The sequence below is a fragment of the Pseudomonas sp. AC193 genome (assembly GCF_979258075.1).
The window spans coordinates 2,278,444-2,304,280 of sequence record NZ_OZ409832.1 but is presented as its reverse complement, the minus strand read 5'-3'; the positions used below and the strand labels follow the sequence as shown (position 1 = coordinate 2,304,280).

The following is a 25,837-nucleotide window of genomic DNA, read 5'->3' as shown; positions in this document are numbered from 1 at the left end:
CCTTATGCCCCCTGATAGCGGGGTGATCCCGCTACTGAACGTTTTGGAGGCTCATACCCGTGTTTCGCTACGAGGGCCTTTTATTGCCCAGATGATCAGGCCGATCACCGGCAGAAGCGCGACCAGCGCCACCCATAAAACTTTTTTCGGTGTTTCTGCCGAGCTTTTCACCACATTGATGATTGCCCAGATATCCAGAACGAAAATGACGAAGGCGATAAGGTCGTACAAGAAAGAGCCCATGCATGCAGTCCTGCGAGTGAAGTTACGCTTCAAGATAGGCCATAAAACGCAACGCAGTGTCGGGCCTGCAAAAAAAACGGGTCAGGCTTTTTGCTTCTCGCGTAAATGGGCATGACAGACCTGCGCGGCTCTGCTTCTGGCCGAAAACAGGCGCGAATGAGTAGGTGCTTTCGGCGAATGGGTTCCTTTAATTCATCAAACCGACCTTCAAATCATCAACTGGCAATTACAGTTTTTCTGGTTACGCTTACCGGCAAGAATGGTGTAAATCCGCCCGTTCAATAATTGTCTGGCAAGGGAGCCAACAACCATGGATAGCACTCAGGGCGTTTATCCATCAGCGACCGTTCTGGTGGTCGACGATACCCCCGACAACCTGATGTTGATCGCCGAGTTGCTGAAGGACAAATATCGGGTCAAGGCCGCCAATAGCGGTGAGAAGGCCTTGCGTCTTCTGCAGGCGGATCCACTGCCCGACCTGATCCTGCTGGACATCATGATGCCGGGCCTGTCCGGTTATGACGTTGCCGAGCAGCTCAAACGTGATGCCCGCATTCGCCACATACCGATCATTTTCCTCACCTCTATGGCCGCCACGGAGGACGAGATTCGCGGCTTGAGCCTGGGGGCTGCGGATTACATTACCAAACCGATCATTCCCCCCGTGCTCATGGCCAGGGTCGAGACGCAGATCAAGCTCAAGTCCGTTGCCGATTTCCTGCGCAATCAGAACGAATTTCTCGAGCAGGAAGTGCAGCGCCGCACCCGCGAGGTGATCGCCATCCAGGATGTCACGATCCACGCCATGGCTTCGCTGGCGGAAACCCGTGACAACGAAACCGGCAACCACATTCGCCGCACTCAGCACTACATCAAACAACTGGCTGAACTGTTGCGCAATCACCCGCGCTTCCGGCACTTCCTTGACGACGAGACCATCAAACTGCTGTTCAAATCGGCGCCGCTGCACGATATCGGCAAGATTGGTATTCCCGATCGCATTCTGCTCAAGCCGGGACGCCTGACCCCGGAAGAATTCGAGGTCATGAAGACCCACACCACGTTGGGGCGCGACGCCATCCAGCACGCCGAGGATCAATTAGGCATCAACGTCGACTTCCTTCATTTGGCCAAGGAAATTGCCTACGGTCATCAGGAAAAGTGGGACGGCAGTGGCTATCCGCAAGGCGTGGCCACCGACGACATCCCGATCAGCGCCAGGTTGATGGCCGTGGCAGATGTCTACGATGCACTGATCAGCCGCCGCGTGTACAAGCCCGGCATGTCCCATGAGCAGGCGGTGGCAATCATCCGCGAAGGCCGGGGCTCGCACTTTGATCCGGACATCTGCGACGCGTTTCTCGCCAATGCCGAGCAGTTCCGCGCCATTGCTGAACAATTTGCCGACAGCGACCAGGACATGGCCAAGCAGTTAGCCCTGCTTGAGCAGATCGCCGACCGTCCCTGAGCCCCACGCATCCGTTTGCACATTCCGTTGAAAGAGGCCGTTTATGAACAGACTGTTCGAGATGCTCGAGCGCCTGTCTCTGCGCAGTAAATTGATCATCGGCTTCGCTGCGCTGCTGATATTGATCCTGATATTGGGTGTGCAAAGCCTGCGCACTCAGTATTCGCTCAAAAATGAAATGCAGCAGTTGTACCAGCAGGATTTGGTGGGTATCGAGCATGTGCAGGAAGTTCGGGTGCAGTTGCCGCATCTGTTGCTCGCCATGCAACGTGCAATCGCTACCAACAACGCGGACATCCGTATCAGCGCCAGAGCCCAGATGGATGTCGCCCAACAGCGACTGCATGAAGCGCTCGAGCAGGTTCGTCCGACACTGCGCCGACAGAGCAGCATCAGCAGCCTGGTGGAATTTGAAGTGTTATTACAGCGTCTGCAAAAAAATGGCGATGAGGCACTGGAACTGGCCGGCAAGGGCTCCTTGGGACAGGCCTTGATGTTGCTCAACAGTAAGGATTTTCTTGCGCTGGAGCAGGGCGGTGACGGGCTGCTCTCGCAGATCGAGAAAAACAAGGAAACCGACATCCACGATACGGCGAAGAACCTGGCGGAATACGCAGAGCGCAGTACTGCGATCACCTACATCTTGCTGCTGGGTGGTTCGGCGCTGGCCTTGCTGTTGACCTGGCTGGTCAGTTATTCGATTCGCGTGCCATTGAATCGCGTCCGCGTGGCGGTGGACGAATTGGCGTCCGGCAAGCTGGATGGCCAGATCCCGCACACCGATCTTCGCAACGAAACCGGAGACCTGGCGCGTGCTATCGCCACGCTGCAGCTGGAAGCTTGTCAGCTTGAGCGCCAGCGTTGGGTGAAAAACCACACCTCACTTCTGCAAGTGGGCCTGCAACAGGCGGAGACGCCGCAGCAGTTGGCCCAGGCTTTTTTCAGCCACATCGCGCCGCAGTTGGGCATGTGCCAGGGAGCGCTTTACGTTCTCTATGAAGGCGCGGCACGCCTGCGCCTGGTGGGCGGTTATGCGGTGGACAGTGCTCACCCGCTACCCACAGAACTCGATCTCGGGGAAGGGTTGCTTGGCCAGTGCGCACTGGATCGCCAACCTCGTCAGCTTGAGCATCTACCGGAACCGTTTTGGCATGTGCGCACGCCGTTGGGCGCTGCCCCCGCCAGCGTCCTGTTGGTTCAGCCCGTGTTGCGTGGCGAACGCCTGCTCGGGGTTATGGAAATGGCCGGTTTTCGCCAACTGGAAGAGAACGAAGCGCTGCTGCTGCAAGAAGTCCTGCCCAGACTGGCCGGTGCCATGGCCATTATGGAGCGCAGTGAGGCAGCCCAGGCGCTGCTCCTGGAAACTCGCCGTCAGGCAGACGAAATGGGCGCGCAAGCCTTGCAACTGGAACATCAGGCCAGCGAGCTGGAGGCCCAGCAGGCCGCACTGCGCGCCACCGAGGCCTGGTATCGCGGCATCATCGAGGCTGCACCGGACGGCATGCTGGTGCTGGGCGCCGATGGCCGCATCCTGATGACCAACCCGCAAATGGACACTTTGTTTGGCTATGCCCCCGGCGAGCTGATTGGCGCGAGCATTGAGCGTCTGGTACCGCAGGCTGCCCGCGAGCGGCACGTCAAGTTACGCGATGGCTTCATTGCCAGCGGCGGAACCCGGCAGATGGGCGGCGATCTGGACGATCTGAGCGGCGTGCGCAAGGACGGCAGCCTGTTCTCCGTGGAAATCGGCCTTTCCCACTTGCCCCGTCTGGAGGGGCGTGGCGTCTGCGTGTGCGCCTCGGTGCGCGATGTCAGTGAGCGCAGGGCGATGGAAGCCAGGTTGCGCACTGCCAGCGATCGCCTGAACCTGGCACAGGAGTCGGGTGACATCGGTCTGTTCGACGTCGATCTGGTCAGCGGCACAAACTATTGGACTCCCCAACTCGAAACCCTGTTTGGTCTGGAGCCTGGTGGCTTCGGTGGCACGCTGGCGCACTGGCAGGCGCTGGTGCATCCCGACGATGTCGCGCGGGTCAGCAGCACCTTCGAAAGTGCCGTTCAGAGTGGCGATGATCGGGCCGAATTCGATTTTCGCATCGTGCGCAAAAATGATGGTCGGGTGCGCACGTTCCGCTCGCTCAACCGTTTTTCACGCACACCGGACGGCAAGCCATTGCGCGCAACCGGGATCAACATCGACGTGACGGCTCTGGCGGAGGCTCGAGCAGCGGCCGAAGAAGCCACTCAAGCGAAGAGTGAGTTCCTTGCCAACATGAGTCATGAGATCCGCACGCCGATGAACGCCATCATCGGGATGAGCCATCTGGCGCTGCGTACTTCGCTGGACAATCGCCAGCGCAATTACATTGAAAAAGTCCATCGCTCGGCGGAGAACCTGCTGGGCATCATCAACGACATTCTCGACTTCTCAAAGATCGAAGCCGGCAGGATGAGTCTCGAACAGATTCCGTTCCGTCTGGAAGATGTACTCGACAGCTTCGCTGCCATGATCGGCCTGAAGACCGAGGACAAGGGTCTGGAATTGTTGTTTCAGATCCCGCCTGACCTGCCCACAGCTCTGCTTGGCGATCCCCTGCGACTGGGGCAGGTGCTGATCAATCTGGGCAACAACGCGGCCAAGTTCACCGAACACGGTGACATCGTGGTCGGCGTTGAAGAAATGGCTTCTCATAACGAACACGTGCAGCTGCACTTCTGGGTGCGCGACACGGGCATCGGCATGACCGTCGAGCAGTGTTCACGCTTGTTCCAGTCGTTCAGTCAGGCTGACAGTTCGATCACCCGTAAGTACGGGGGCACCGGGCTGGGGTTGTCTATCTCGAAGAAGCTGGTGGAACTGATGGCCGGCCGAATCTGGGTTGAAAGCCAACCGGGAGTCGGCTCCACGTTCCATTTCCAGGTGCAACTCGGCGTGCAGCAAGGCCTGCAACCGCGTCGTATGTTCAAGGCCGGGGAACTGCTCGGTATGCGGGTACTGGTCGTGGACGACAATGCGAGCGCCCGTGAAATTCTCTCGGGCATGGCGCGCAGCTTTGGCCTGGAAGTGGATGTCGCGCAGAGCGGTAGCACGGCGCTGCGCATGTTGGCCGACGCCGAGCATAAGGGGCTGCCTTACGATCTGGTCTTGATGGACTGGCGGATGCCGGGCATGGATGGCATGGAAGCCGTGAGCAGAATGCATTCTGCGAGTCTGATGCGCACACCATCGGTGATCATGATTACCGCTTTTGGCCGCGAAGAAGCCCGCGAAGAAGCCGAGCGCCAGGGCATCCAGTTACCGGTGGTACTGACCAAACCTGTCACGCCGTCATCGTTACTCGAAGCCATCGGTGTCGTGCTGGGCAGAGACACCCACAGCGATACGCGGGCTGGCGAACGTTCACAACAGAATGCCAGTACCGTTGCCAGTCTCAACGGCGCCCGGCTGCTTTTGGTCGAAGACAATGAGCTGAATCAAGAACTGGCCAGCGAGCTGCTGGAAAGTGTCGGCATCCGCTTGCGACTCGCTACGCACGGCCAGGAGGCCCTGGATATCCTCGCCGAGGATGGCGACTTCGATGGCGTGCTGATGGATTGCCAGATGCCGGTGATGGATGGCTACACGGCCACCCGGAAAATTCGCCAGCAACCGCGCTTCAGCACGCTGCCAGTGATCGCCATGACCGCCAACGCAATGGACGGCGACCGCGAGCGCGCGCTCGAATGCGGGATGAACGACCATATCTCCAAGCCGCTCAATGTCGAAAGCATGTTCGCCACAATGGCAAAGTGGATCAAACCTAAAGCGGCGAAACCATCGTTGAACGCAGGTTTCGCCGATGGATTCCCAGATCGTCTTGAGGGCATTGACTTGGCTGCGGGGCTCGCCACCTGCATGGGGCGGCGGGATCTCTACTTACGTCTGCTCTGCAAGTTTCGCGACACGCAGACAGACTTTGCCGAGCAATTCCAGGCCGCACAAACCGATCCGGATCCTGCCGCCGCCGTACGACTGGCGCACAGTTTGCGCGGCACCGCCGGCAACATCGGCGCCAAGGACGTGGCGCATGCCAGCGCTTTACTCGAGCAGGCCTGCCAGGATGGCGAGCCCGCTACGGTGCTGAAGACGCTGGCGATGCAGGTCGAGCATTGCTTGCTCCCGACCTTGGCGGCTCTGACCGGCCTTAAGGCGGACTCACTGGCCTCCACGGAGGGTTACCTGCCGGACGACTCGGCAATCGGCGAGCAACTGAATAGGCTGATCAGACTATTGGAGGAGGGGGATACGACGGCTTTGGACGTGCTGGCGGCACTGCGCAATATGCCACTTGATCGCGTCTTGGCAGAACGTCTGACACTCGCCGCGGCGCAGGTGGAATTGTTCGACTTTGATCGCGCCTTGAAGCTGCTTCAGTAAATATGAGTTGGGTTAGTGGGTTTTAACTGCAGTTGATCGTTTGTTACCGATAGACGCGGCTCGCGGGTGTCCGTTAACGGCCATAAGCGGACATTCGACAGATCGCGACTATGTGTTGTCGAGAGGTGCAGGTAACTGCTAAATAGAACGTGTTTACTCGCGAACTGAAAGGAATCGTATGAAGCAGATAGCAATGCTGGCCCTCTTCATCAGTGGTGCCGCCGCCATGACTGATCCGGTTTATGCCTTAGAGAAGGCGACAGACACAGCAGTTACGCCAGTCACAGTCGATAACTTCGTGAGGGCTGAGTCGGACACGTACATTGAATCCATGGCAAAGGAAGGGGGACTGGGCAAGCTCTATCATCGCCGCGAACCAGCATCTATTGATAAACAGACCGTTATTCGCCTCAATCGCGACACGCTTTATACCTCAGGGGTCTTCGATCTCGATGCGGGGCCGGTGAACATCACGCTACCTGACCCAGGCAAACGCTTCATGTCGTTGCAGGTCGTCAATCAAGATCACTACACCCCCAATGTCTTTTACGGCGCGGGATCCCACACACTAACCCGCGAAAATGTCGGTACACGTTATGTGTTCACCGCTATCCGTACGCTGGTAGATCCCAACAACCCAGACGACATCAAGCAAGTCCACGCTTTGCAGGACGCGATTAGCGCCAGCCAAAAGAGTCCCGGTGCTCTGGAGCTTCCTCACTGGGAGGCAACCAGTCAGAAGAAAGTGCGTGATGCGCTATTGGTTCTCTCATCGACGATCACTGATTTCAAGAAAGCTTTCGGCACACGAGAGGAAGTTGACCCCGTTCACCATTTGCTGGGCACCGCTGCGGGCTGGGGGGGCAATCCGGACAAGGATGCAACCTATCTGAGCTTCGCCCCTACTAACAACGACGGAAAAACGAACTACCGCCTTACCGTAAGGGATGTGCCTGTTGATGGCTTCTGGTCTGTCAGCGTTTACAACGCACAGGGATATTTTGAAAAAAATGCTGCCAACGCCTACACCCTGAATAATCTTACCGGTAAAAAATCGGATGACGGCTCAATCACCGTTCAATTCGGCGGGTGCGACTCGAATCCAACAAATTGCTTACCAATTATGAAGGGCTGGAACTACACGGTTCGCCTCTACCGGCCAAGGCAAGAGATACTCGCAAACACTTGGAATTTTCCTGATCCGCAACCAATCAAATAAACAGTCACATGGAGCTATTGCATTGGTCTGCCATGGGGCAAAAACGGTGGTTGATGACGGTCTGCTTCTGGCCGATTGCAGACTGTCGTAAATCATAGAAATCGGCAAAATTCCCCTCCTGATGTATGTTTGTTGTCACCGTTTTTACGACTATTCATGGAGGAAACTGACTAATGGCACGCATTGGATTGATACTGACGCCCGGTTTTGCGGACTAGGAATACGCTTTTATTGCTGGAACTGCGTCCCCCTATTACGGGATCGACGTCGGTTTTTTTTGCCACGGTTCCGGGACAGTTCAAGTCTCAGGGAGGGTTGGCTGTAACGGTCTATAGCAGTTTGCAACATTGTCTGGACTGGACGCCCGACGTTGTCGTCTTCATTGGAGGCATGGCCTGGGAGCGATCAGACGCTCCGGACATTCGAGACTTTCTTCGTACCAGTCGCTCAAGTGGCGCAACAATTGCCAGTATCTGTGGGGGAACGTTGGCACTAGCGAGGGCTAGCCTTCTCGACACCGTTCCTCATACCCCGAACAGTGCCGGTTTTTTGCAACAGAATGCCGTGGATTATGAAGCGAGCACCCTTTATAGAAACAGTCCGGTAGCTGTGGTGGCAGACCGAATCATAACGGCTCCCGGCCCTGCTCCCATTAGCTTCACCTGCGCAGTGTTCGAAAGCGCCGGACTGTCCTCAGAGATCGTTTCTCAGTTCAGATCAATGTTGGCAGCGGAACATTGATGACCACTTCGGCCGGGTAAACATCGAAACTGCAGTGGGCAGGCTTCGCGAGGCCGATGAAGTCTCAATCAACCATCACCTCATCCAGCGCCTGCTCAAGCGTGCTCACCGTACGCTCGATATTGTGCAGCTTCTCCAGCCCGAACAACCCGATGCGGAAGGTCTGGAAGTCGGCCGGCTCGTCGCATTGCAACGGCACGCCAGCGGCGATCTGCAGACCGTGGTTGGCAAATTTCTTGCCGTTTTTGATGTCGGCATCGTCGGTGTAACTCACCACCACACCTGGGGCCTGAAAGCCTTCAGCGGCGACGCTTTTGAAGCCCTTGCCGGTCAACATCGCGCGCACCCGATCACCCAGCACCTGTTGCTCGTCGCGAATCTTGGCGAAACCGTAGGCCTGGGTTTCTTTCATCACGTCGTTAAACCGTGCGAGGGAATCGCTGGGCATGGTCGCGTGGTAGGCGTGGCCGCCCTGTTCGTAGGCTTGCATGATTTGCAGCCACTTTTTCAGGTCGCAGGCGAAGCTGCTGCTTTGCGTGTGTTCGATGCGCTCAAGGGCCAAAGGGCTGAACATCACCAGTGCGCAGCAAGGAGAGGCGCTCCAGCCTTTCTGTGGGGCGCTGATCAGCAGGTCGACCGCGCATTTGTGCATATCAACCCAAAGCGTGCCCGAGGCGATGCAGTCCAGCACGAACAGACCACCCACCGCATGCACGGCGTCGCCGACGGCCCGCAGGTACTCGTCGGGCAGGATAATCCCGGAGGACGTTTCAACGTGGGGAGCAAAGACTATCTTCGGCTTCTGCGCGGCGATCGCTGCCAGCACTTCGTCCAGCGGCGGCGGGGCGTAGGCAGCCTGGTGGCCGTCGTCGACGGGGCGAGCTTTCAGCACCGTGGTGGCCGCCGGGATGTCGCCCATCTCAAGGATCTGGCTCCAGCGATAACTGAACCAGCCATTGCGTATCACCAGGCATTGCTGGCCAGTCGCAAACTGCCGCGCCACCGCTTCCATGCCGAACGTGCCGCTGCCCGGTACCACCGCAACGCCTTGGGCGTTGTAGACCTGCTTGAGGGTCTGGGAAATGTTCTTCATCACCGCTTGAAAGGACTGCGACATGTGGTTCAGCGAGCGGTCGGTGTAGACCACGGAGTACTCGACCAACCCCTCGGGATCGATACTGGGATAGAGCTTCGACATGGCGTAATTCCTTTGGCAGAGATGTAAGTGGGTTCGACCGTGCCTCAAGTATTGGCAAATGACAAGATTGCAGAGATTGAAATGCAGCCTCGGGTCAGGCAAAGAAGTGTAGGCAAAGGACAGCTATGAGCTGATTGAATGTCATCAATACGGTTAAAGTGCTCACCAATGTCTCCACCAACGTGTGAACGATGAATCCCGCGCTGTTTATTTCTCTCGATGGCCCCAAAGGCACCGGCAAAACCACATTGTTGGAAGCCGTGACGGCAGCCCTGAGGGCCGACAACAAGAAAGTCATCCGCCTGTGCGAGAGAAAAAACGATCCCGACAGGGCTGGCACCATGGCCCTCGTCAATCAATTCGCGAGACACCCCTCCACGGATCTGGAGTGGGCTATTTGTCAGCGTCTGGCGGATAGCCGCAGCTGGATTTCACAGCATGTGCTGCCCAAGCAACCGCTGGACAGCATCGTCCTGATCGACCGTTGGTACCCGTCAGACGCGGCGTTTCGGCGAACCGTCTCGTTCGCAGAGATTCTCCAAATGAACATGACGCGAGACGTGCGCGTGCCGGATCTGCATGTCGGCGTCGTGACCGATCCTGATATTTCCTGGGCAAGGGCGGCGGCACGCTCCCGGGGGTTGGGCAGCACGGTGATCCACAAGCGCGAAGAACACGTCGCGTGTACCGAGGCGTTCGCGCGAGCGGTGGCGGATCAGGGTTGGGTGTTGTGCCGCAATGAAGGCACGATTGAAGAGGCCGTGGCGCAGGTGGTTGGCGAGATTTATCGGGTTCTTCGGCAGCGCTCCGAGCAGTAGCGCACTTGCTCCCAGCAGCGCGCCCATTTCTTTCTCCAAGTGAAGGGAAGGCCGCAGGTCACGCAGGTTTTGACTGGCAGCTCGCTCTTTTTCACAACGACTCACCGTGATCCAGTTTGGCGAGCAAGAACTCGCCGCGTTGCCATAGCGCCTGCTGCTTGGCTTCAGGCATGCGGTCGAGGTTTTTATAGAGCATGCTCATGCGTTGATTGCCGCGCAGTAGGTCGCCGTGGCGCATGAGGAAGTGCCAATACAAAGAATTGAAAGGGCAGGCGCCGTCGGTGGTGCTTTCGCTGACTTTGTAGGCGCAGCCACGACAATAGTCAGACATGCGCTTGATGTACTGGCCACTCGCGCAATAGGGTTTTGAACCCAGATAACCGCCATCGGCGTGCATGACCATGCCCAGTGTATTGGGCAGTTCCACCCAGTCGAAGGCGTCCATGTAGATCGCCAGATACCAGTCGCATATCTGGCTGGGCGCGATGCCCGCGAGCAGGGCGAAATTGCCGGTAACCATCAGCCTTTGGATGTGGTGCGCGTAGGCATGTTCAAGGCTCTGTCCGATGGCCTGGCGCATGCAGTTCATCTGCGTTTCGCCAGTCCAGTAAAACTCTGGAAGCACGCGGGTGTTGCCGAAGACATTGCCTTGCGCGTAGTCGGGCATCTTCAGCCAGTAGACGCCATGGACGTACTCGCGCCAGCCGATCAGCTGCCGAATAAAACCTTCAGCCGCGTTGAGCGGAATGCCGCCCGACCAATAGGCTGATTCGACATCGCTGCAAATATGCCGAAGATCCAGCAGACCAATATTGAGCGCCGCGCTGATCCGCGCATGGAACAGAAAGGGTTCGTTGCTGGCCATGGCGTCTTGATAGTCGCCGAACGCGGCCAGTCCCCAATCGAGAAAGTACTCCCACAATGCCTGTGCGTCGGCGTGTGTCACCGGGTAGTCGAACGTGTCGAGCGCGCCGTAGTGGCTGGCGAAGTGTTCGGCCACCAACGCAAGCACCTCTTGGGTAACGGCGTCGGGTTTGAAGCGCACGGGAGGAGGGGGCCGAACGCCTTTGGGCAAGGCTTTGCGATTGTCGGCGTCGAAGTTCCAGGCGCCTCCGACCGGGCTGCCGTCCCCGTTGAGTAACAGCCTGCTTTTGCGGCGCATCTCACGGTAAAAGAACTCCATGCGCAGTTGCTTTTTGCCCTGCGCCCAGTCGGAAAATTCGCTCCTTGTGCAAAGAAAGCGAGCATCGCTATGCCAGTGGATTGGCAAGCCGCAATCCTTGATCGATTGCTCCAAGCGCCAGTCACCGCACTCTGTCAGGTGAATCTCACTGGGATTAAGCAGTGCGTGCCAGCGTTGTAATTCGTTCGGCACCGATCCGCTGTTGTCCGGATCCGTCAGCGTGACGTAGTGCACGCGCAACCCGCGCTGACGCAAAGCCTCGGCGAAATGCCGCATGGCACTGAAGATCAGCACGATTTTTTGTGGATGGTGGGGGACATGGCTGGCTTCCTCCATCACCTCGACCAGCAGCACGGCATCGTGATCCTGATCGAGGCCTTGCAGGGAGGCGAGGTCGAAAGACAATTGGTCGCCCAAGACCAGGCACAAGCGCTGCGTCGCATTCATCAATCGGAGTCCGTTAAGTTCGAGGTCATCGCCAGGCCGGCAATAAGTTATACAAGGGTAGTCCTCTGTATAGGTATTTGCGAGTCCAGCAGGAGGTCAGCAAACAGTGGTTTTCGGTTGCTGAAGCTCATCTCGATGGAACCAATCACCACGCCCGTTCCCCTAATGCTGTGCAGATAGCCTCTCGGCACACGCTCAGGTCGATTCTGAACTCTCCACTTACAGACGAAGGTTTGATGAATTATGAAAAGTGAACAAGTTGAAGGCGTTGCAGAAAAACTTGCTGGCAAGGCGCAGAGCGCAGTCGGGAAATTGATCGGTGATTCAAGGCTGGACGCTGAAGGCGCTGCACGTCAGGCCTCGGGCCAACTGACCAAAACCTACGGCGACACGTTGGACAACGTCTCGACGTTTGTTAAAGAAAAACCAGTGGCTGCACTGGCCATCGGTGCGGCAGTGCTGCTGTTGGTCAACCGCTTTCTGCGTCGTTGAATCACGAAAGGCAGACATAGCGGCTCTTCGGAGCCGCTTTCGTTTTATGATCTCAGCTAACCGAATTGACGGAATCACCCGCGCCCCATGCTCACGAACCTCTGGTATGTCGTTCTGCCCTCGTCGCAATTGACTGAAGGATTGATGCCGGTGCAATTGCTCGGGCAACCGTTTGTGGCGTTCCGTGATGAGGCGGGCGTCGCGCATCTGCTTTCGGATGTGTGCGTGCATCGCGGCGGTTCGCTGTCGGCCGGCAGCAAGGTTGGCAACAGCGTGCAGTGTCCGTATCACGGCTGGCGGTTTGGTGCGGATGGCGTCTGCACGCACATACCCGCGCAGCCAGACCAGCGGATTCCGGCGAAGGCTCGCGTCGACGCCTACCCAACGCTGGAACGCTATGGCTGGATCTGGGCGTTTTTAGGTGATCTTCCAGAAGCGGAACGTCCGCCTCTACCAACGCTCGACTGGATCGACGATCCGGCCATTCGTGTGGTCAGTGGTCATTTCGATTGGCAGGCCAGTTGGGATCGGATTATCGAAAACGGCCTCGACTTCGCCCACGCCCCGTTTGTGCATGGTTCAACCTTCGGCGATCCGGATCATCCCGAGATTGAAGCGTTCGATGTGGAAAGCGATGCGTGGAGCGGCAGCGCACAAATGCTCATGCGCAGGCCCGCGCGCAAAGGGCTGTTGAGACGCAAATCTTCCACCGAGTTTGTCAGTGTGGTCACCGTTCCGGGTTTTCATTTGTCCGGGCCGTGCACAACGCTGGAGCTCGAATTACCCAATGGCTGGCGGATCTACATCGTCTCAGCGCACGTGCCGATTGACGCCAACCGCACGCGAACCTGGTGGATGATGGGCAGAACATTCCTGCGCTCACGGCTGCTGGATCGCCGGTTCATTGCCAGCAATATTCGTATCTTTGAACAGGATCATGCGGTGCTGAAAAACGTACGCCCGGAGCGCGTGCCGGACTCCTTTCAGCAAGAGGTCTCGTTGAAATCTGATGCGCTGCAAATCGCCTTTCGTAAAGACGTGCAGGCACTGGAGCAGCGCGGCTGGCGCATTGATGAAGAACGCCTTGCGCGAACGTTCACCGGGCGTAAGGCTTGTGCGGTGCCGAGTCCCGAGCGTCGTCAAATCCGCGCCTGGGCGATTGAGCCGATCCCGCTGGTGGACATTACCGACAAACACGAATAGTCCAGTCTGGTAGAGGCGCCTTCGCCAAGACCAATGCAACGAAATCCACCTCCGGGCCTCATACATAAATGAATCGGGCGGTGTCGCTGTGCTGGATGCAAGGCCCGATCGCAGGCTCACTCCAACGAGAGGCAATGGTTTTCATGACGACGGCTGAACAGAACCAAGTGGCGTGGTTGGTCGAACAATCCATGCTGCATGCCGCAAGGCAGCGGGCCAAACTCTATTCGGGACAGGGCCGCTTGTGGCAGCAGCCCTACGCCCATACCCGCCCTCGGGACGCTTCGGCTTTGGCCTCGGTCTGGTTTACCGCGTATCCCGCTTCCATTGTTACCCGTGAAAACGGCACCGTGCTGGAGGCCTTGGGCGATGAAGGTTTGTGGCACCTGCTCTCGAAAATCGGCATTCAGGGCATCCATAACGGGCCGCTGAAAAAGTCCGGGGGCCTGCGGGGCACTGAGCACACGCCGACCATCGACGGCAATTTCGACCGCATCAGTTTCGACATCGACCCGCAATTGGGCACCGAGGCGCAGCTGCAGGCGCTGACCCGCATGGCCGCTGCGCATAACGCCGTCGTCATCGATGATGTGATCCCGTCGCACACCGGCAAGGGCGCGGATTTTCGTCTGGCCGAGATGGCCTATGAAGATTATCCGGGGCTCTATCACATGGTCGAAATCCGCGAGGAGGACTGGCCGTTGCTGCCTGACGTGGCAGAGGGGCGTGACGCGCAAAACCTCAGCCCGCAGCAGGTTGATGCGCTGCGCGACAAGCATTACATCGTCGGCCAGTTGCAACGGGTGATTTTCTTCGAGCCGGGGGTCAAGGAAACCGACTGGAGCGCGACGTCGATCGTCATGGGTGTCGATGGCAAGCCGCGCCGCTGGGTGTATTTGCATTATTTCAAGGAAGGCCAGCCATCGTTGAACTGGCTGGATCCGACTTTTGCCGCGCAGCAGATGATCATCGGCGATGCGCTGCACGCCATCGACGTCATGGGCGCGAAAATCCTCCGTCTCGATGCCAACGGTTTTCTCGGTGTGGAGCGCAAGCTCGACGGCACTGCCTGGTCGGAAAGCCACCCGCTGTCGATCACCGGCAACCAATTGCTGGGCGGAGCGATTCGCAAGGCCGGCGGCTTCAGCTTTCAGGAATTGAATTTGACGGTTGACGACATCGCTGCCATGTCCCACGGCGGCGCCGATCTCTCCTACGACTTCATCACCCGGCCGGCCTACCAGCACGCGTTGTTGATGGGCGATACCGAGTTCCTGCGGCTAATGCTGCGCCAGATGCACACGCTCGGCATCGACCCGGGCTCGCTGATCCATGCCTTGCAGAACCATGACGAACTGACGCTGGAGCTGGTGCATTTCTGGACGTTGCATGCCCACGACACCTACATGTTCCAGGGCCAGACGTTCCCCGGCAACATCTTGCGCGAACACATCCGTGAACAGATGTACGAACGCCTGACCGGCGAACACGCACCCTACAATCTCAAGTTCGTGACCAACGGCGTGTCCTGCACCACCGCCAGTATCATCACCGCCGCCCTCGGCATTCGCGACCTCGATGCAATCACCGCTGCGGATATTCAGCAGATCAAACAAATCCATTTGCTGCTGGTGATGTACAACGCGATGCAACCCGGGGTGTTCGCGTTGTCGGGGTGGGATCTTGTCGGTGCACTGCCTTTGCCGGCAGAGCAGGTCGAGCATCTGATGGGCGATGGCGATACCCGCTGGATTCATCGTGGTGCCTACGATCTGGTGGATCTGAACCCGGAGGCGTCGCTGTCAGCGGGCCTCATGCCCCGTTCGAAATCCTTGTACGGCAGCCTGCCTGCGCAAATGCAGGATCCGGATTCGTTTGCCTCGCAACTGCAGCGAATTCTCTCGGCGCGCCGTGCCTACGATATTGCCGCCAGTCGGCAGATTCTGGTTCCGGACGTTGAACACCCGGGGTTGCTGATCATGGTTCACGAACTGCCTGCGGGCAAAGGCACGCAGATCACCGCCCTGAACTTCGGCGCGACACCGATTACTGAAACCCTGCACCTGCCCAACATTGCGCCGGGGCCGGTGGTCGACATCATCAACGAGCGGGTCGAAGGTGACCTTACGCCGGAGGGTGAATTCACCATTGTTCTCGATGCCTATGAAGGCCTGGCGCTGCGGGTCGTTAGTAGTTCGCCGATGATCTAGGACTTTGCCGCTAGCGGGTGTTGTCAAATGTTCGGCAACACCCGCCGGCTATCGGGCCTTGACCGTCCACAGCTGATTGACCTTGGTCGTGTAGCTTTGGCTCATCAGGTCTCGACGCATCCCCCAGTCAGGCGCGGCGGGCACACTGGCCACCCGAAGGACTCCCTTGCCCCAGCGGCCATTGATCTCATCGAGAACGCTCATGACCTTGTCAGCCATCACCGGTTGGGTATGGGCGAACAGGTCATCCGTGAATTCACCCGGCTGCCGCAAATCCATCAGCAGCACTTCGGCCTTGCTGTATCTGAAACCCGGGCGAAACAGCCTATTGACCGCTTCCGTGGCTGCTTTCGTCATCAGGCGCACATCGTTGGTCGGGTAGGGCAATTCCACCAGCGCACCATTGGCATATTTCGCTTCTTCCGGATTGAACATGCCGGTGCGAATGCTCACGCGGATCTTCTTGCACAGCGAGTTCTGCGCGCGGAGTTTTTCGGCCGCACGCTGGGTGTAGGTCGCGACGGCTTCCTTGATCGGCTCGATCTGCGTGAGTCGCGTGCCGAACATTCGGCTGCAGCAGATTTCCTGCTTCGGCGGGTCAGCTTCTCCCAGTTCGAGGCATGACGTGCCGGCAAGCTCGCGCGCAGTCTTTTCGATCACCACGCTGAATTTCTGCCGAAGCATCCACGGGTCGGCCTTCGCCAAGTCCATGGCAGTGCTGATTCCCATGACTTCCAGGTGAGCTTTCATACGCCTGCCGATGCCCCAGACCTCGCCGACATCGGTATTGCGCAGCGTCCAGTCACGTTTGAATGGATCGCAAAGATCGACCACGCCGCCGGTGATGTCCAGCAGCCTTTTCGCGGTATGGTTGGCGAGCTTGGCCAAGGTTTTGGTGCGGGCAATGCCCACACCGACAGGAATGCCCGTGCGTTTGAGCAGTGCAGAACGCATCTGCCGACCAAACGCGGACAAGTCACCGGCAATGCCCGTCAGATCGGCAAACGCCTCGTCGATGCTGTAGACCTCAAGCGCAGGCACCAGCGATTCGATGATGGTCATGACGCGTTCGCTCATGTCGCCATACAACGCGTAATTACTGCTGAACGCGACGATGCCGTTACGGCGCAGATGATCCTTGATCTGGAAGTACGGCTGGCCCATTTTCACAAACGGTTTGGCGTCGTAGCTGCGCGCAATCACACAGCCATCGTTGTTGGACAGCACCACGATGGGCGTCTTCGCCAGGTCGGGCCGGAAAACTCGCTCGCAACTCGCGTAAAACGAATTGCAGTCAATCAGAGCGAAGACAGGTTCAGGTGTTGTCATGATCGCGCACGCTGTATTTCACCACACCCCAGATCACCAGCTCATCGCCTTCCATGACATGTCTTGCCGGGTATTTCGGGTTCTCTGATAAAAGCATCACGGCGTTCTCGCGCAGCAGCAGACGCTTGCAGAAGGGTTCGGAGTTCAGCGCAGCGATGACGATATCGCCACTGACCGCATCAATGCTTCGATCAACGACCACCAGATCCCCTGAATAGATGCCGGCGCCCTGCATGCTGTCGCCGTCAATTCTCACCAGGTACACGTGCGGCGCGCGGATGTCGAACAGCTCATCGAGGGAAATGTGCTTCTCGATGTGATCAGCCGCCGGGGAGGGGAAGCCCGCCGGCACACGGGATGAGTAGAGGGGCAGCTTCTGGCCGCCGGTCGCGAGTGGGCCGAGGAGGGTGATGCTCATGATGCAAGCCTTATCAGGTTAACTGTACATGCATACAGTTAACGATTTGCTTGGCTTTTGGTCAATCTAAGGGCACGGCAATTCGACGGATGACCGTATTGGCGGGCTAATCAGTTCCTTTGCAGAGCGTTTCATACCATTGCGCGTAAGGCGTATTGGAAACTTGATGCCTGTTGAGGTCGGGGCTGCCGTCGTTCCACCACACCGGGCCTCGTTCTCCAAGTGCAACTTTTGCAGCATGAACGCGTGCTCTTACTGCCTTCAATTGCTGAGGATCACTGGCGGCTTTTGCAGTTTTTACTTCCCGTCGGGCGGTCATTAGTTCGTCTACGAGTTGCTGTCGCAGATCTTCTTGCAGCGAGGGATTGGTGCATCGCCATAGCTGCCCTTTGACAACAAAGTAGCGACCGTCAGGCGTGACTGGATGCATTGCTGAGCTCCGATCGGCCAAAGAATGCTTGATGGACGATTGTCGAAGTATCGGGAACAGGAGGGCGGATCGTAGTTAATTCCTGAGGATCTACTGACTGGAAACGCCCGGCACGTCCATGTTGATCTTGCGCCAGCACGCTTCAGAAAAACTGTAGACCGAAAAGGCAATCAGCCCCAAGGCCATCACCATCAAAATCAGCCATCCTGCGGGCAGATTTTGCAGCGCGTCCAAAGCTTCTTTCATACCGGGAGGATCCATCGCCTGATAAGCGGAACCGCTGACGGCCAGCAGCAATGCGATCTCTATAAACACCACGCCACGGGCGATCAGACCAAATCGGGACACCGGGCGGACATAGCGCATGACGTCTTCGTCGGCCTCGAAATACTTTTCAAACGAGGCTTTCCAGCCCTTGATGATGTGAGCAATACCAACACCCAACGGAATAAGCGCGATCAGGTAAACCAATAAATTCGAGTATTCCCACGACAACAGATGCGCCAGCCAGTCTTTGGTTTGCCCTCCGGAACTGCCCGAACTTTTGATGCCGCTCACAAGCAGGCTCAATGCAAATAACGCGAGCGCGCCATTGACCAGACCGCCCGCCAAAAGACCCGCGCGAATTACCAAACCTTTGAGTTTTGTGCCGTGGTGATCAACATCACGCGTGGCTTGCAGTACACGCCAGGCTGCGAACGCGAGCAGACCTGCGACCACAATTCCTACTAAAAAATAGCCAAATGGCTGGGCCAACAAAGCTTCGAGACTTTTGTGACTGTCTTTGGGTTTGGTTGAGTCATGGGCGGCGAGTAACGCGAAGATACCGATGATCAAATAGAGCACGCCTCGAGCGGCGTATCCACCTCGAGCGAGTATCACAAGGCTGCGGTGCGCGGACATCGGATCAATTCCTGAGAGTAATAAGGAACAGACCGTTGCGGTTCGGAGGGGTTCTACCGCGATTTACTGGGTGGGGAATCCAGGTTTAGAGGCGCTAGTCGCCCAGAGAGGCGGAGCACTATGGCTCCGCACAGGCACTTCAGACTTTATTAGCGTTGAGCTTGCGCAGCTCTTCGTAAGTCGCCGACTGGACGAACCAGAAACCGGAAACGATGCACCAAACCAACGTGCCGGCAACGAAAATCCCCAGCGCTGGCAAGAAACCGGCGGTGAACAGAGACACGATAGCGACCAGCCAGATAACGGCCAGGGAAACGTAGAGGACGAGATTGTTGACGCTGATGACGAAGTCTTTCACAGGGCGTGTTCCTTACGGGAAGTGATAAAGCCCCCAATCCGGGGGGTGCGCATGCTATCACCAGCCGCCATGACTTTGAACAACAAGGCCCGTTGAAAGAGCGTGATCATCTGAAACGATTTTTTCGAAGTCGTGATGCAGGGAGGTTGTGAACAGCATTCCGTAATACATGATTTAACATAATATACATTACACGTAACAAAGTATTACGAGGCTGGGGTGGTTGCGCACAGCATTTCAATCTCCAGCATCGCCATCGGAACCTCTTTCCCCATAGCCTTTAGCAACCCGTTGAAATTCACCTCACTCAACCCTCATCACGCGTCAGCTTCTCAATCAGCGTTCGATGCTGTGGAAACTGATCCACGAGTTTCTGACGATCACCCATTTCCATGTCCGCAAAATCAAACCCTGGCGAAACCGCTTCGCTGATCAATCCAAATCCGTTCGGCCCATCCAGTAACCGTGAAGCTTTCCAGATTCCGCCCGGGACGTGTAATTGCAAAAGCTGTCCTGCGAGCATGTCGCTGCCCATTACCAACGTCTGCAACGAACCGTCAGCGTGAATCAGGCTGTACTCGATGGCGTCGCCCAGATGAAAGTAATGCAGGATGTCCGACTGATTGAAATGAAACTGGCCCACGGGCGATTGTTCATCCAGAAGATAATAAATAGACGTCATCAGGCATCGTGAACCATTGGCCGTTTCGAGCATGTCTCGATGGTCTGCCTGATAGGTTCTGCGAAAATAACCACCTTCGGCGTGAGGCTCCAGATTCAGTGCCCTGATCACATCCTCGGATCCCTTTCTGCGCTGAATCACGGCCTTCTCCTTCGAATATGCGGCTAACTTCTGGATAGCTCGACTAAACGGTCATTTAGTGTAGTTAAGTATATCGCCATCCCCAGACGCTCTCTCCAACTAAATTCAGGCAAAAAAAACCTCCCAAACGGGAGGCGAAGAATGAGAAGAGCCACAAGTCAACGTCCAATAGACTGGCTGCACACGCTAAGCGTACGCAGTGCCAGAATCTGTAGGCTATTTCCGTAACGGTTTGTTTTTCTCAATCCTTCACCCTCCCTGAGGTGATGTGTAATTTTCGACGTTGATCCTTCTCTATGGGTTGTCATCTACCTTAAAGACAAGGATTTACCATGAACTCTCCCGCCCTCCTTCGCCTGCTCTCCAACGACTTTGAAATCAAGTTGATGCGGTGGGCACTGATACTGATCTTCGCGATGTTTGGCTATGCCAAATGGTTTCCCTATGAAGCTCAGGGCCTGGTTCCGTTGCTCAGTAACAGCGCAATCCTCGGCTGGATGCACAGTGCGTTCGGGATACAAGGTGCCAGCTACGCCCTGGGTGTGGCGGAATCCGACGATTGGCCTGAGTTTGATTCTGGGCATCTGGTTTCCGCGAATTTCCGTGCTGGCGTCCGCAGGCTCGGTGGTCACTTACCTGACCACCCTCACCCTGATTTTCACCACGCCGGGCGCTTGGGAGGCGTCGGCTGGCGGTTTTCCGGCGATGGGCGGTGCGACCAGTTTTCTGATCAAGGATGCGGTGTTGCTGGCCGGCTCGGTGGTGTTGCTCAAGCACAGCCTGCTGACGGTGTTGAGAAACTCAAAAGGCAACTTCGCCTGCCAGAACCCGCTGGCCCCGGTTGAAGAGCACAGCGGACTTTGAATCTGTTCTGATCAGAACAATCATGCGCCCGGTTATACCGGGCGTTTTCATATCAGAAATCCACAGTGGCCGAGAGCAAATACGTCCGTGGCGTCGACAGCGTCAACCCCGGTTCACTGTCATCTGACGCCCCTGCCGAACTCCAGTAACGCTTATCCAGCACGTTCTCGATATTGCCGCGCAAGGTGATGGTCTTTTCATCCAGCTTGAACGCGTATCGCGTGCCGACATCGAAGCGCTCCCAGGAGTCGATCTCCTTCTGGTTTGACTGATCCAGATACTGCGAGCTCGAATAGATCCCGCGCCCTGTCAACGTCAGCCCCCGCACGTTCGGCACATCCCACTCAGCCCCCAAATTGACGTTGTACTTCGGCGTCGCTGGCGCACGATTGCCGTCAAACGTGCCGTTGGTGGTTTCAGTCAACTCGCTGTCGATGTACATCACACCGCCGAGCAAGCGGAAGCCTTTCAGGGGTTCGCCAAACACGCTGAGTTCAACGCCATTGTTCTCGCGTTTACCATTGGGCCCGAACACGCGCGTCGTCGCATTGGTTTCATAAGCAGGTTGCTTGATGCGGAAAACCGCAGCGGTCAGCGCATAGGCGCCGGCATCGTATTTAGCCCCGACTTCGACCTGACGGCTAATGAACGGCGGGAAAATCTCATCCTCGTTCACCGACGTCGACGGCGCGATCTTGCCCTGGCTCAGGCCTTCCATGTAGTTGGCGTACAGCGACAGCTTGTCGGTCGCCTTGAACAGAATGCCGCCGGATGGCGAAACTTTTTCCTCGTCATAAGCGGTGTCGCCCTTCACGTCATCGCTCCAGTCATCGACTTTGACCCGCTGCCAGCGCGCACCGAGGGTCAGCAGTAAACGATCATCGAAGAAACCCAAGGTGTCCGAGAGCGCCACGCCGCTGAAACGGTTTTCGGTATAGACCTTGGCGTCGTAGCGCGTCGGCGTGGCGGGTTTCGCTGTTTCCACCGGGTTATAGAGGTTGCTGCGCCCTGCCGCATAACGCGCGCCGCCGTTCTCGAAATCCATGTAGAAGTAGCTCGCCGCGAGGTTGACCTCGTGACTCACCGGCCCGGTGTGAAACCAGTTGCGCACACCGGCCGTGGCCGTACGCACATTTTCGTCACGGGTGAAATCTCGCGGAAGAACGCTGAAGTCGCCGGCATCGTTGGTGACGGAAACCGCGTGGCGCAGGAAGTCGTGGTTACTTTTTCGCGCACCGACGCCGCCGTACACCATCACCGAATCATTGACGTCGAACTCGGCGTTGACCGTGCCAAACGTGTCCTCGGTTTTCGCCTGGCTCCACGGTTGCGCGTAGTTGCGATGCACGTCGTTGGCGCTCGGCACCTTGGCGTTGGCGGCGACTTGCACGCGTTCCTGCGGCGCATCGGTATCGCGTTCGGTGTGGCCGACATCGGTGGAAAGCCGCAAGCGCTCACCGCGAAAATCCAGCCCCAACACCGCCATGTCGCGGTCGACACTCTGATGATCCCATTCAGTGTCGCCGGACTGTTTGACGCCATTGAAGCGCAGACCGAATTTGTTGTCCTCACCGAAACGCCGGCCGACATCCACCGCGCCGCCAAGCTGATTGTTCGAGGCGTAATTGGCGGTCAGCGAGGTGATCGGTTGGTCGGTGGCATGCTTGGGCACGATGTTGATCCCGCCGCCGACACTGCCCCGTGGCGAGATCCCGTTGATCAGTTGGCTCGGGCCTTTGAGGATGTCGACGCGATCGGCCATTTCCATGTCGATGGTGTACGTCGGCAACACACCGAAGAGCCCGTTGTACGAAACGTCGCTGTTGAACAAGCTGAAACCGCGAATGGTGAATTGCTCATAGCGGCCACCGGCCGGGTTGGTCGCGCGCACCGAGGGGTCGCTGGAAATCAGATCGCCCAAGGTGCGCGCCTGCTGATTCTTCACCGCCTCGCTGGTATAGGTGGTCATGCTGAACGGCGTTTCCATAAAGTCTTTCGACCCCAGCAAGCCCTGCGAGCCACGCCGCGCAACCTGGCCGCCAGCAAACACATCGGCATCGCTCGATCCGGTGGCGCCGAGAATCGAGGTCGGCGCCAGTTGCAGGCTGCTGCCATCGGCCGCAGGAATCAGCGTATAAGCGTGATCGCCCACCGGTTGCAGTTGCAGACCGGAGCCCAGCAACAAGCGGGTGAAGCCCTCCTCCACGCCATATTCGCCGGACAAACCGTTGCTGTTGCGGCCACTGACCAGCGCCGGATCCACCGACAGATTGACCCCGGCCAACCCGGCAAAGCGAGTCAACGCGGCACTCAAACTGCCGGCCGGTACCGAATAACTGCGGCGGGCCGCGTCATCGGCCCAACTGGATTGAATCAACACAGGGCTGGCACTCAGGCTCAGCAGGAGGCTCAACTGCAACAACGGACGCAAACGACTTGGGAATACTGCGGGCATTGGAAGAAGCTCTCGATTTTGTTCACTTACCTGCAATGACCGGTGAGGCGAATAAAAGGGACAGGCTTCAGACGATATTTTTTCGCGGCATCAACGTGACCCAGAAACGCGTGCGCGAATGCACCTCCAGCGGCAGGCTCGCCGCCAGCAGTGCGAGGACTTTATCGGTGTTGTCGAGGCGGAAACTGCCGGTGATGCGCAGATTTTCCAGTTCAGGATCCCAGCGCAATAAACCCGGGCGATAACGGCTTAACTCGCGCAGGAAGTCGCCTAATGGCTGGTTTTGCGCCATCAACACACCGTCGCGCCAACCGGGCATTTTCGTGTCGTAAGGCGTGACCAAACCGGCGCCTGAGGCTTGCAGGTTAATCTGTTGCCCTGCATTCAGTTGCAGCAAAGGCCCGTGCAACGGCTGCAATTGCACCGATCCGCTGAGCACCGATACGTTGCAATCACGCTCATTAAGGCGCACGCAGGCTTCGCTGCGGCTGACGATGATCCGGCCGTAAGGCGCATTGATCGTCAACGCCGCGCCGCCACGGACGTTGAGCGCCATTTCACCACGCACCAAGGTCAATTGACGGTTGGTGAGATCGACATTCACCGCACTCGCGGTGTTCAGTTGCAAGGTGCTGCCATCGGCCAGCAGCGTCTGTTTGTGTTCGCCGGTGCTGGTGTGCAAATCGGCGCGCCAGACGTCCAACGGTAATTGGCGACTGATCAGCCACGCCGTCGGCACCAATGCGGCCAGAGCCAGCGCCCGTTTCAGTGCCGCACGCCGCGCCAGATCCGGTCGATCGAGGGTGGCCATGGCCAACTCTGTGGGCAGACTGGAAAATCGCTGGCGTAATAACTGAATCTTCTGCCAGGCGTTTTCGTGGCGGCTGTCGCTCTCGCGCCAGGTCTTAAGCCGTGAGTAATCGGCTTCGCTGGCCTCACCGGACTCGAGCAACGCCAGCCATTGCGCGGCAGCCCGCGCCACTTCCCGCGCTTCATTACCGGGCGCTATTCTCATCATAGATCTAGCATCAAACAATGCTCGTAAGCCGTTGCCATATAACGTTTTATGGTTCGCTCAGAGACTTGCAAGCGTTCGGCAATCTCGCGATAACCCAGGCCTTCGAGCTGACTCCATAGAAACGCCTTACGCACCGCTCGCGGCAAGCCATCGAGTAATTCGTCCAGCGCTTGCAGGGTTTCCAGCAGCAGCCAACGCTGCTCGGGCGACGGCACGCACTCTTCGGGCAATTGCGCGAGGGCTTCGAGATAGGCTTTTTCGAGGCTGCGGCGGGTGTAGAAATTGCTCAGCAGACGTTTGCCGACCGTAAGCAAATAAGCTCGTGGCTCGCGCATGTCGACGATGGGTTGCGCGCTGCACAGCACGCGCATGAAGGTGTCCTGACTCAGATCCGCCGCATCCCAGGCATTGCCCATGCGCCGCCGCAACCAGGTTTCGAGAAAGCCACGATGATCGCGGTACAGCTCGTGCAGGCTCTGCTGCGATGGCGTCGCTGCTTCAGTCATCTCGAGAGGCCCTGCGCGAAGTAAGAATTCAAATGAGACTGATTCTAATTAACTTCACTCAGGAGACAAAGGTCTTTTTCGTCGCTGCAGCATTCATTAACGCTTCAGCGTCTCGCTCGGCAACTCGTTAAACAACGCCCGATAACTGCTGGAAAACCGCCCCAAATGCCAGAACGACCACTGCATCGCCACCTCCGCCACCGTGGTTTCCGTGGGTCTGCGCTTGAGCAATTCGCGGTGGGCACTGTTCAACCGGCGCAAACGCAGCCAGTGGCTGGGCGTCATTCCGGTGTACGCCTTGAACGCTTGCTGCAACTGACGCAACGACACGCCCGCAACGTTGGAAAGCTCAAGCAGATTGACGGTGTCTTCCGGTGAATCTGCGGCCCACTCCCCTACCCGTTTCATGATGTTTCGCTCTTCGGCGCGGCGCTGTAATCCGCCGCCGTCGAGACACACGCGTGCGTTGTCGAGGAGGAACATACAGTCCTCAAGCAGCTGTTTTGTCAGTGCATCTTTTTCATCAATATCAAGTGGTTGCGTCAACTTCGTGAGAGTTGAGCTTAACCAGCGACTGAACAGGGCGTTCTGTCCGCAGTTGAGCTGGGTCATGAACAAACCTTCGAGTTTCGCCACATCCAGACCGTGCTGACGGACGAACTGCGGGCCGAACACCACGGCAATTTCCTGATAGTTCTCCGGGGTGATCCAGATGTTGCGGCTGTCTTCGTTGAGCAGGTACAGCGCGTTATCACTGCGATCAAAACAAAACGCCAAAGCACCCGAGGGTGCGCTGAAATTCTGCTCGACGCGGGTGTTCATCTGCTCTTCGTAAACCTCGACACCCTGCAGATCCAGATAGCGGATCTGCCCGGCGAAATGGCCCGGCGACATCTGTTGGTAATGCTGTACCCAGCCCGGTGTGGCGCGCACTTGCTCGGCCACATCGGCGGTGTTGAACGCTTGTACCTGGAGCGGATTGCACGTTGTCATGGGGTGACCTTGCGCACTCTTTTGGTGCGCTTTGGTGCTGCTTAAAGTGGATAGATGGAACTGCAAGGCTCGCCCAAGATAGTCGTCAACGCGCCACAGGG

At 57.5% G+C, this 25,837-nt stretch carries 22 protein-coding genes and 2 pseudogenes; 10 read left to right on the top strand and 14 right to left on the bottom strand.

From position 1 onward, the window contains the following. Positions 1 to 51: 51 nt before the first annotated feature. The gene (locus ACZZ0D_RS10545; protein WP_102899049.1) at positions 52 to 243 is read right to left on the bottom strand and encodes a PLD nuclease N-terminal domain-containing protein; all 192 of its coding nucleotides are present in this window, start codon (positions 241 to 243) and stop codon (positions 52 to 54) included. 310 nt (positions 244 to 553) lie between these two features. Between ACZZ0D_RS10545 and ACZZ0D_RS10540 the strand changes: the two genes are divergently transcribed. The 4 genes and pseudogenes from ACZZ0D_RS10540 to ACZZ0D_RS10525 all read left to right on the top strand — a co-directional run bounded on the left by ACZZ0D_RS10540 (position 554) and on the right by ACZZ0D_RS10525 (position 8,088). Beyond that, positions 554 to 1,711, top strand: coding sequence for a response regulator (locus ACZZ0D_RS10540; RefSeq protein WP_401237909.1), 1,158 nt, complete (start codon positions 554 to 556; stop codon positions 1,709 to 1,711). Positions 1,712 to 1,754: 43 nt separating this feature from the next. Beyond that, the gene (locus tag ACZZ0D_RS10535) at positions 1,755 to 6,128 is read left to right on the top strand and encodes a response regulator (protein WP_463553163.1); all 4,374 of its coding nucleotides are present in this window, start codon (positions 1,755 to 1,757) and stop codon (positions 6,126 to 6,128) included. 226 nt (positions 6,129 to 6,354) lie between these two features. Then, positions 6,355 to 7,347, top strand: a complete 993-nt coding sequence (locus ACZZ0D_RS10530) for a DUF1254 domain-containing protein (RefSeq protein WP_401239407.1) — start codon at positions 6,355 to 6,357, stop codon at positions 7,345 to 7,347. A gap of 230 nt (positions 7,348 to 7,577) precedes the next feature. Then, positions 7,578 to 8,088: pseudogene (locus ACZZ0D_RS10525) on the top strand (DJ-1/PfpI family protein). Between the two features lie 64 nt (positions 8,089 to 8,152). Here ACZZ0D_RS10525 and ACZZ0D_RS10520 read toward each other — a convergent pair. Next, positions 8,153 to 9,286 carry an aminotransferase class V-fold PLP-dependent enzyme gene (locus ACZZ0D_RS10520; protein ID WP_463553162.1) on the bottom strand — a complete coding sequence of 378 codons (1,134 nt, stop codon included), beginning with the start codon at positions 9,284 to 9,286 and terminating at the stop codon, positions 8,153 to 8,155. Positions 9,287 to 9,477: 191 nt separating this feature from the next. On the opposite strand from ACZZ0D_RS10520, the gene ACZZ0D_RS10515 reads away from it, so the two are divergent. Beyond that, positions 9,478 to 10,104 carry a dTMP kinase gene (locus ACZZ0D_RS10515; RefSeq protein WP_463553161.1) on the top strand — a complete coding sequence of 209 codons (627 nt, stop codon included), beginning with the start codon at positions 9,478 to 9,480 and terminating at the stop codon, positions 10,102 to 10,104. On the opposite strand, the gene ACZZ0D_RS10510 is transcribed toward ACZZ0D_RS10515, so the two are convergent. Further along, entirely contained in the window at positions 10,071 to 10,199 is a 129-nt protein-coding gene (locus ACZZ0D_RS10510) for a DUF2256 domain-containing protein (RefSeq protein ID WP_159811761.1), read from the bottom strand. The genes ACZZ0D_RS10515 and ACZZ0D_RS10510 overlap by 34 nt on opposite strands. Next, positions 10,196 to 11,734, bottom strand: coding sequence for a cryptochrome/photolyase family protein (locus ACZZ0D_RS10505; protein WP_463553160.1), 1,539 nt, complete (start codon positions 11,732 to 11,734; stop codon positions 10,196 to 10,198). Before ACZZ0D_RS10505 ends, ACZZ0D_RS10510 begins: the two co-directional genes overlap by 4 nt. A 243-nt stretch (positions 11,735 to 11,977) precedes the next feature. Here ACZZ0D_RS10505 and ACZZ0D_RS10500 point away from each other — a divergent pair, with 243 nt between their 5' ends. The 3 genes from ACZZ0D_RS10500 to treS all read left to right on the top strand — a co-directional run bounded on the left by ACZZ0D_RS10500 (position 11,978) and on the right by treS (position 15,639). After that, positions 11,978 to 12,226, top strand: a complete 249-nt coding sequence (locus ACZZ0D_RS10500; RefSeq protein ID WP_053120194.1) for a CsbD family protein — start codon at positions 11,978 to 11,980, stop codon at positions 12,224 to 12,226. An 87-nt stretch (positions 12,227 to 12,313) separates the two neighbouring features. Further along, the gene (locus tag ACZZ0D_RS10495; protein WP_463553159.1) at positions 12,314 to 13,429 is read left to right on the top strand and encodes an aromatic ring-hydroxylating dioxygenase subunit alpha; all 1,116 of its coding nucleotides are present in this window, start codon (positions 12,314 to 12,316) and stop codon (positions 13,427 to 13,429) included. Between the two features lie 143 nt (positions 13,430 to 13,572). Then, entirely contained in the window at positions 13,573 to 15,639 is a 2,067-nt protein-coding gene (gene treS, locus ACZZ0D_RS10490; RefSeq protein ID WP_463554793.1) for a maltose alpha-D-glucosyltransferase, read from the top strand. A 48-nt stretch (positions 15,640 to 15,687) separates the two neighbouring features. Here treS and umuC read toward each other — a convergent pair whose 3' ends face one another. The 6 genes from umuC to ACZZ0D_RS10460 form a co-directional block, all read right to left on the bottom strand. Then, positions 15,688 to 16,968, bottom strand: coding sequence for a translesion error-prone DNA polymerase V subunit UmuC (gene umuC / locus ACZZ0D_RS10485; RefSeq protein ID WP_463553158.1), 1,281 nt, complete (start codon positions 16,966 to 16,968; stop codon positions 15,688 to 15,690). After that, entirely contained in the window at positions 16,955 to 17,386 is a 432-nt protein-coding gene (locus tag ACZZ0D_RS10480; protein ID WP_053120212.1) for a LexA family protein, read from the bottom strand. Before ACZZ0D_RS10480 ends, umuC begins: the two co-directional genes overlap by 14 nt. A gap of 106 nt (positions 17,387 to 17,492) precedes the next feature. Next, a complete protein-coding gene (locus tag ACZZ0D_RS10475; RefSeq protein WP_463553157.1) occupies positions 17,493 to 17,816 on the bottom strand; it encodes a hypothetical protein in 324 nt (107 codons plus the stop codon). Between the two features lie 90 nt (positions 17,817 to 17,906). Beyond that, positions 17,907 to 18,719 (bottom strand): DUF1206 domain-containing protein, encoded by an 813-nt coding sequence (locus tag ACZZ0D_RS10470; protein ID WP_463553156.1) that lies wholly within the window; start codon positions 18,717 to 18,719, stop codon positions 17,907 to 17,909. A gap of 139 nt (positions 18,720 to 18,858) precedes the next feature. Continuing rightward, complete coding sequence (locus tag ACZZ0D_RS10465) at positions 18,859 to 19,077, bottom strand: hypothetical protein (protein ID WP_053120216.1); 219 nt, start codon at positions 19,075 to 19,077, stop codon at positions 18,859 to 18,861. Between the two features lie 307 nt (positions 19,078 to 19,384). Continuing rightward, positions 19,385 to 19,897, bottom strand: coding sequence for a cupin domain-containing protein (locus ACZZ0D_RS10460; RefSeq protein ID WP_463554792.1), 513 nt, complete (start codon positions 19,895 to 19,897; stop codon positions 19,385 to 19,387). A 335-nt stretch (positions 19,898 to 20,232) separates the two neighbouring features. Between ACZZ0D_RS10460 and ACZZ0D_RS10455 the strand changes: the two are divergent. Beyond that, a pseudogene (locus ACZZ0D_RS10455) lies at positions 20,233 to 20,352 on the top strand (hypothetical protein); the annotation flags it as partial. 70 nt (positions 20,353 to 20,422) lie between these two features. Continuing rightward, positions 20,423 to 20,764 (top strand): DUF417 family protein, encoded by a 342-nt coding sequence (locus ACZZ0D_RS10450; RefSeq protein ID WP_463553155.1) that lies wholly within the window; start codon positions 20,423 to 20,425, stop codon positions 20,762 to 20,764. A 52-nt stretch (positions 20,765 to 20,816) separates the two neighbouring features. Here ACZZ0D_RS10450 and ACZZ0D_RS10445 read toward each other — a convergent pair whose 3' ends face one another. From ACZZ0D_RS10445 to ACZZ0D_RS10430, 4 genes are all read right to left on the bottom strand, one after another. Beyond that, a complete protein-coding gene (locus tag ACZZ0D_RS10445; protein ID WP_463553154.1) occupies positions 20,817 to 23,219 on the bottom strand; it encodes a TonB-dependent siderophore receptor in 2,403 nt (800 codons plus the stop codon). A 67-nt stretch (positions 23,220 to 23,286) separates the two neighbouring features. Then, positions 23,287 to 24,234 (bottom strand): FecR domain-containing protein, encoded by a 948-nt coding sequence (locus ACZZ0D_RS10440; RefSeq protein ID WP_463553153.1) that lies wholly within the window; start codon positions 24,232 to 24,234, stop codon positions 23,287 to 23,289. Continuing rightward, on the bottom strand, positions 24,234 to 24,743 hold the full coding sequence (locus ACZZ0D_RS10435; protein ID WP_401238016.1) for a sigma-70 family RNA polymerase sigma factor: 510 nt from the start codon (positions 24,741 to 24,743) through the stop codon (positions 24,234 to 24,236). Before ACZZ0D_RS10435 ends, ACZZ0D_RS10440 begins: the two co-directional genes overlap by 1 nt. Before the next feature lie 96 nt (positions 24,744 to 24,839). Then, positions 24,840 to 25,736 carry a helix-turn-helix domain-containing protein gene (locus ACZZ0D_RS10430; RefSeq protein ID WP_463553152.1) on the bottom strand — a complete coding sequence of 299 codons (897 nt, stop codon included), beginning with the start codon at positions 25,734 to 25,736 and terminating at the stop codon, positions 24,840 to 24,842. Between the last annotated feature and the right edge of the window lie 101 nt (positions 25,737 to 25,837).

Bases quoted from the DNA above. Each gene is read 5' to 3' on its own strand.
- ACZZ0D_RS10475 (WP_463553157.1), bottom strand. From the start codon at position 17,816: ATGCATCCAGTCACGCCTGACGGTCGCTACTTTGTTGTCAAAGGGCAG.
- ACZZ0D_RS10530 (WP_401239407.1), top strand. From the start codon at position 6,355: ATGACTGATCCGGTTTATGCCTTAGAGAAGGCGACAGACACAGCAGTT.
- ACZZ0D_RS10470 (WP_463553156.1), bottom strand. From the start codon at position 18,719: ATGTCCGCGCACCGCAGCCTTGTGATACTCGCTCGAGGTGGATACGCC.
- ACZZ0D_RS10540 (WP_401237909.1), top strand. From the start codon at position 554: ATGGATAGCACTCAGGGCGTTTATCCATCAGCGACCGTTCTGGTGGTC.
- ACZZ0D_RS10515 (WP_463553161.1), top strand. From the start codon at position 9,478: ATGAATCCCGCGCTGTTTATTTCTCTCGATGGCCCCAAAGGCACCGGC.
- ACZZ0D_RS10520 (WP_463553162.1), bottom strand. From the start codon at position 9,286: ATGTCGAAGCTCTATCCCAGTATCGATCCCGAGGGGTTGGTCGAGTAC.
- ACZZ0D_RS10545 (WP_102899049.1), bottom strand. From the start codon at position 243: ATGGGCTCTTTCTTGTACGACCTTATCGCCTTCGTCATTTTCGTTCTG.
- ACZZ0D_RS10440 (WP_463553153.1), bottom strand. From the start codon at position 24,234: ATGAGAATAGCGCCCGGTAATGAAGCGCGGGAAGTGGCGCGGGCTGCC.
- ACZZ0D_RS10480 (WP_053120212.1), bottom strand. From the start codon at position 17,386: ATGAGCATCACCCTCCTCGGCCCACTCGCGACCGGCGGCCAGAAGCTG.
- umuC (WP_463553158.1), bottom strand. From the start codon at position 16,968: ATGACAACACCTGAACCTGTCTTCGCTCTGATTGACTGCAATTCGTTT.
- ACZZ0D_RS10535 (WP_463553163.1), top strand. From the start codon at position 1,755: ATGAACAGACTGTTCGAGATGCTCGAGCGCCTGTCTCTGCGCAGTAAA.
- ACZZ0D_RS10430 (WP_463553152.1), bottom strand. From the start codon at position 25,736: ATGACAACGTGCAATCCGCTCCAGGTACAAGCGTTCAACACCGCCGAT.
- ACZZ0D_RS10500 (WP_053120194.1), top strand. From the start codon at position 11,978: ATGAAAAGTGAACAAGTTGAAGGCGTTGCAGAAAAACTTGCTGGCAAG.
- ACZZ0D_RS10495 (WP_463553159.1), top strand. From the start codon at position 12,314: ATGCTCACGAACCTCTGGTATGTCGTTCTGCCCTCGTCGCAATTGACT.
- ACZZ0D_RS10505 (WP_463553160.1), bottom strand. From the start codon at position 11,734: ATGAATGCGACGCAGCGCTTGTGCCTGGTCTTGGGCGACCAATTGTCT.
- treS (WP_463554793.1), top strand. From the start codon at position 13,573: ATGACGACGGCTGAACAGAACCAAGTGGCGTGGTTGGTCGAACAATCC.
- ACZZ0D_RS10445 (WP_463553154.1), bottom strand. From the start codon at position 23,219: ATGCCCGCAGTATTCCCAAGTCGTTTGCGTCCGTTGTTGCAGTTGAGC.
- ACZZ0D_RS10435 (WP_401238016.1), bottom strand. From the start codon at position 24,743: ATGACTGAAGCAGCGACGCCATCGCAGCAGAGCCTGCACGAGCTGTAC.